At 48.4% G+C, this 3780-nt stretch carries 4 protein-coding genes, 4 tRNA genes and 1 rRNA gene; all 9 read left to right on the forward strand.

The features are described from left to right. The first annotated feature begins 34 nt into the window (after positions 1-34). Positions 35-149, forward strand: a 5S ribosomal RNA gene (gene rrf, locus R3177_RS13780). A 212-nt stretch (positions 150-361) separates the two neighbouring features. Further along, positions 362-1372 (forward strand): UDP-N-acetylmuramate dehydrogenase, encoded by a 1011-nt coding sequence (murB, locus tag R3177_RS13785; RefSeq protein ID WP_318971597.1) that lies wholly within the window; start codon positions 362-364, stop codon positions 1370-1372. Next, positions 1365-2348: a bifunctional biotin--[acetyl-CoA-carboxylase] ligase/biotin operon repressor BirA gene (gene birA, locus R3177_RS13790; RefSeq protein WP_318971598.1), complete on the forward strand. Its 984-nt coding sequence runs from the start codon at positions 1365-1367 to the stop codon at positions 2346-2348. Before murB ends, birA begins: the two co-directional genes overlap by 8 nt. Then, on the forward strand, positions 2349-3044 hold the full coding sequence (locus tag R3177_RS13795; RefSeq protein WP_318971599.1) for a type III pantothenate kinase: 696 nt from the start codon (positions 2349-2351) through the stop codon (positions 3042-3044). A 111-nt stretch (positions 3045-3155) separates the two neighbouring features. After that, positions 3156-3231: transfer RNA gene (locus tag R3177_RS13800), tRNA-Thr, on the forward strand. 5 nt (positions 3232-3236) lie between these two features. After that, positions 3237-3321, forward strand: a tRNA-Tyr gene (locus tag R3177_RS13805). A 30-nt stretch (positions 3322-3351) separates the two neighbouring features. Then, positions 3352-3426 (forward strand) — tRNA-Gly (locus R3177_RS13810). 13 nt (positions 3427-3439) lie between these two features. After that, positions 3440-3515, forward strand: a tRNA-Thr gene (locus R3177_RS13815). A gap of 67 nt (positions 3516-3582) precedes the next feature. Then, positions 3583-3780: GTP-binding protein (locus R3177_RS13820; protein ID WP_318971600.1), on the forward strand; the 198-nt coding region annotated here is incomplete at its 3' end.

The raw sequence follows: 3780 nt of genomic DNA on the forward strand, positions 1-3780 counted from the left end.
AAGTGCGTTAAAAACTGTTTCCGACAGTTTTTTGCCTGGTGGCAATAGCGCTGTGGAACCACCTGAACCCATTCCGAACTCAGAAGTGAAACGCAGCTGCGACGATGGTAGTGTGGCATTCGCCATGCGAGAGTAGTACACCGCCAGGCTCCCAATAATGCCAAAGAGCCCACTCAGTCGAGTGGGCTTTTTTGCATCGAAACAGGCGAGCGTAGTACACCGCTGGTAGGCCAGCCCCGCAGCCTCCCAATTCAATAAAACAGCCCCTCTCGAAAGAGCAGGGGCTTTTTTATTCGCTGTGAAATTGCGCTATGTATTTATCAGCCTTACAATGGCGGCATACAATATCAGTGGCCTTACTATGCATATCCTCCATGATCAGCCCGCAGAGTTTTATTCTACTTTTCGTTTAAAAACCCGCCTGGCTACCGTTATCGAAGTAGACAATGTGACAGAACTGGCGCGGCTGGATATAACTTCGTCACCGCTGGTTTTGGGTGAGGGTAGCAATACCATTTTTCTGGAGCCACTAAGCCGGCCTATCATTCGTTTTACTGGTACTGCCATCACTGAAAGCTGGCTGCATGCAGACAAGTGTTTACTTCATGTCGAAGCAGGCTATAACTGGCACCAGCTGGTTAGCGACACTGTTGACAGGCAGCTATGGGGGATTGAGAACCTTGCGTTGATCCCAGGATCAGTCGGTGCGGCTCCGGTACAGAATATTGGCGCATATGGTATCGAATTCGCAGACGTATGTGTGTATGTTGATTTTTTTTCGTGGCGGACCAGAAGCATACAAAGACTAACCCCGGAACAGTGTCAGTTCGGCTACCGGGACAGTATTTTCAAGCAACAGCTATCTGGCGACGGGATAATCGTCGCTGTTGGCATCATGTTATCGACAACAGCTAAGCCTGTGTTGAGTTACCAGGGCCTCGACAGACTGGCGGCGACCTGTTCTATTAACGATATCTTTGATCAAGTGATAGCGACGCGTAAAAGTAAGCTACCTGATTACCGGGAAATCGCTAACTGTGGTAGTTTTTTTAAAAATCCGGTGATCAGTGTGGCGGAGTATCACCAATTAAAATTAACCTATCCTGCTATGCCGGGTTTTATACTTGCTGATAACACCGTTAAAGTCCCTGCTGCCTGGCTTATAGATCAGCAAGGATTAAAAGGCTACCGGCTGCACGATGTCGGCTGCTATTTAAGACAGCCTCTGGTGTTAATTAATTATGGCAATGGCACCTCTGAGGATTTACTCGCTTTAATTACGTTAATTCAAGATAAAGTGAGAACCGCTTATCGGATACACCTTGAACCCGAGGTCAGGTTACTGGACAGCAATGGACACCAATATGTCTAAAACCAATCTGGTCAACCAGCGTCAGTTACTGCAGTATCTGGCAGATGGCAAATTCTACTCTGGCCAATGGCTTGCAGAGCAGCTCGGGGTTAGCCGGACCGCTGTCGCAAATTATCTTAACGAACTTAAACAACATGGCCTTGAGATATTCAGTGTTAAGGGCCGTGGCTATAAATTAACCCAGGCTATTCAATTACTGGATGCTCATAAGATTAACAGCCTGCAGCGAGACGGCAGTCCGCAAATTTTGGTGCAGCATATTACCGACTCAACAAACTGTCAGCTCTTGCAGCGACTGCAAGCCGGTCAGAAACTACAGCCGGGCAGTGTTATTGTTGCTGAAGCGCAGTCCGCAGGGCGTGGCCGGCATGGCCGGGCCTGGTATTCTCCTTTTGGTACGAACCTGTATTTTTCCTGTTATTGGCGATTGGAACAAGGTATGCCTGCAGCCATGGGATTAAGTCTGGTTGTCGGGCTGGCGATCTGCCGGTTACTGCAGCGTCAATATCAGGTCAAAGCGCAGATTAAATGGCCTAACGATATTTACGTTAATAACAGAAAGCTGGCTGGTATTCTGGTTGAACTGGCAGGTCAGGTCGATGCTGGTTGCGATGTCGTTATCGGTATTGGTTTAAATATCGGTATGCCTGAACATAGCAAGCAGTATATTGACCAGCCCTATACCGATCTTCGTGCTGTATCGTTGCAACCGGTTGAACGAAACAGCTTAGTTGTGCAGTTGCAGCACGAGCTCAGCTCCATATTGCAGGAGTTTGCTATCACGGGGTTTGCACCCTTTGTAACTGAATTTAATCAGCACGATGTGTTTAACAACCGTAAGGTCAGTTTACTGGCAAAGTCGCCGATATCAGGGGTATGTCGTGGTGTGGATAAACATGGCGGCATCATTATCGATAGCGGGCATGCAACAGACGTTTATTATGGTGGTGAACTCAGTTTACGCTCAGGAGACTAAATGTATTTATTGCTGGATATTGGTAATACCCGTGAAAAAGCTGCGCTGTTTGATCAAGGGGAAATCCGCACGTTGTCACATCTGACAGCAGATACTTTAAAGACGTTACCCCTGGCAGCCGTTTATTTCGCTTGCGTTGCTGATGATAGCAGATTGTCCGCATTACAAAAGCGCCTGGCGCTTGACCACTTACCCTGGCATCAAATCAGCTCACAGGCAAAAGCCTTTGGCGTAACTAACAGTTATGCTGAGCCTCAGCGGCTTGGCGTGGATCGCTGGCTGGGGCTGCTAGCTGCCAGCCGGCTTTATAGAGGTCAATCTGTAATGATTGTCGATGCCGGAACGGCGCTGACCATTGACTGGCTGGATAAAGAGGGAAATCATCTGGGTGGCTGGATAATGCCGGGGCTGCGTTTGCAGCAGCAAAGTGTAGTGCAGCAAACGGCGAAGGTATTCAATACAGAGCCAATTGATGCTCAACTTCTGCCCGGGACAGAAACAGTATCATGCTTGCAAAATGGTTGTCTGGCAGCACTTACCGGCGCAATCCGGCAAGGCTGGTTGTTAGAAAAAGCTCAGGTTCTGGTGTTCACCGGCGGCGATGCGCCCTCCCTTATATCATATCTTCCTGATCTAGATATCAGCCCTGAGCCTTTACTGATTTTTCAGGGTCTTGCCCGATATATTGACCAGTAAAGGCTAATTTGCGCAGGAATTGAGCGGTCAGACAAGAAAAACCGTGTTTTTTGCTTTTTTCTGTTGCGCCCCTCCGAGCATTCTACTAGAATTCGCACCCACTGACGTAGTGCCGCTTTAGCTCAGTTGGTAGAGCAACTGACTTGTAATCAGTAGGTCATCCGTTCGACTCGGATAAGCGGCACCATTAGTGGAGGGGTTCCCGAGTGGCCAAAGGGATCAGACTGTAAATCTGCCGGCACTGCCTTCGAAGGTTCGAATCCTTCCCCCTCCACCATTCAGTCAGTCAAATAGCTACGAGTAGGCCGCGGGCATCGTATAATGGCTATTACCTCAGCCTTCCAAGCTGATGATGCGGGTTCGATTCCCGCTGCCCGCTCCACAACATGTTACTTGCTGATATAGCTCAGGCGGTAGAGCGCATCCTTGGTAAGGATGAGGTCCCCAGTTCGATTCTGGGTATCAGCACCATCTTGTACGCCTCTCGTTTATACAACGCATTTTTTAAAACCGCCGTTTTGTTTAATAAGGGTTACTTATGGCTAAGGCTAAATTTGAACGCGTAAAACCGCACGTAAACGTAGGTACCATCGGCCACGTTGACCACGGTAAAACTACTCTGACAGCTGCTATCACTAACGTATTAGCTAAGACATACGGCGGTCAGGCATTTGCTTTCGATCAAATCGACAAAGCACCGGAAGAAAAAGCCCGTGGTATTACTATCAACACTTCA

This window comes from Arsukibacterium sp. (assembly GCF_033722355.1).
Taxonomy (GTDB): Bacteria; Pseudomonadota; Gammaproteobacteria; order Enterobacterales; family Alteromonadaceae; genus Alishewanella.

Bases quoted from the DNA above. Each gene is read 5' to 3' on its own strand.
- murB (WP_318971597.1), top strand. From the start codon at position 362: ATGCATATCCTCCATGATCAGCCCGCAGAGTTTTATTCTACTTTTCGT.
- R3177_RS13795 (WP_318971599.1), top strand. From the start codon at position 2,349: ATGTATTTATTGCTGGATATTGGTAATACCCGTGAAAAAGCTGCGCTG.
- birA (WP_318971598.1), top strand. From the start codon at position 1,365: ATGTCTAAAACCAATCTGGTCAACCAGCGTCAGTTACTGCAGTATCTG.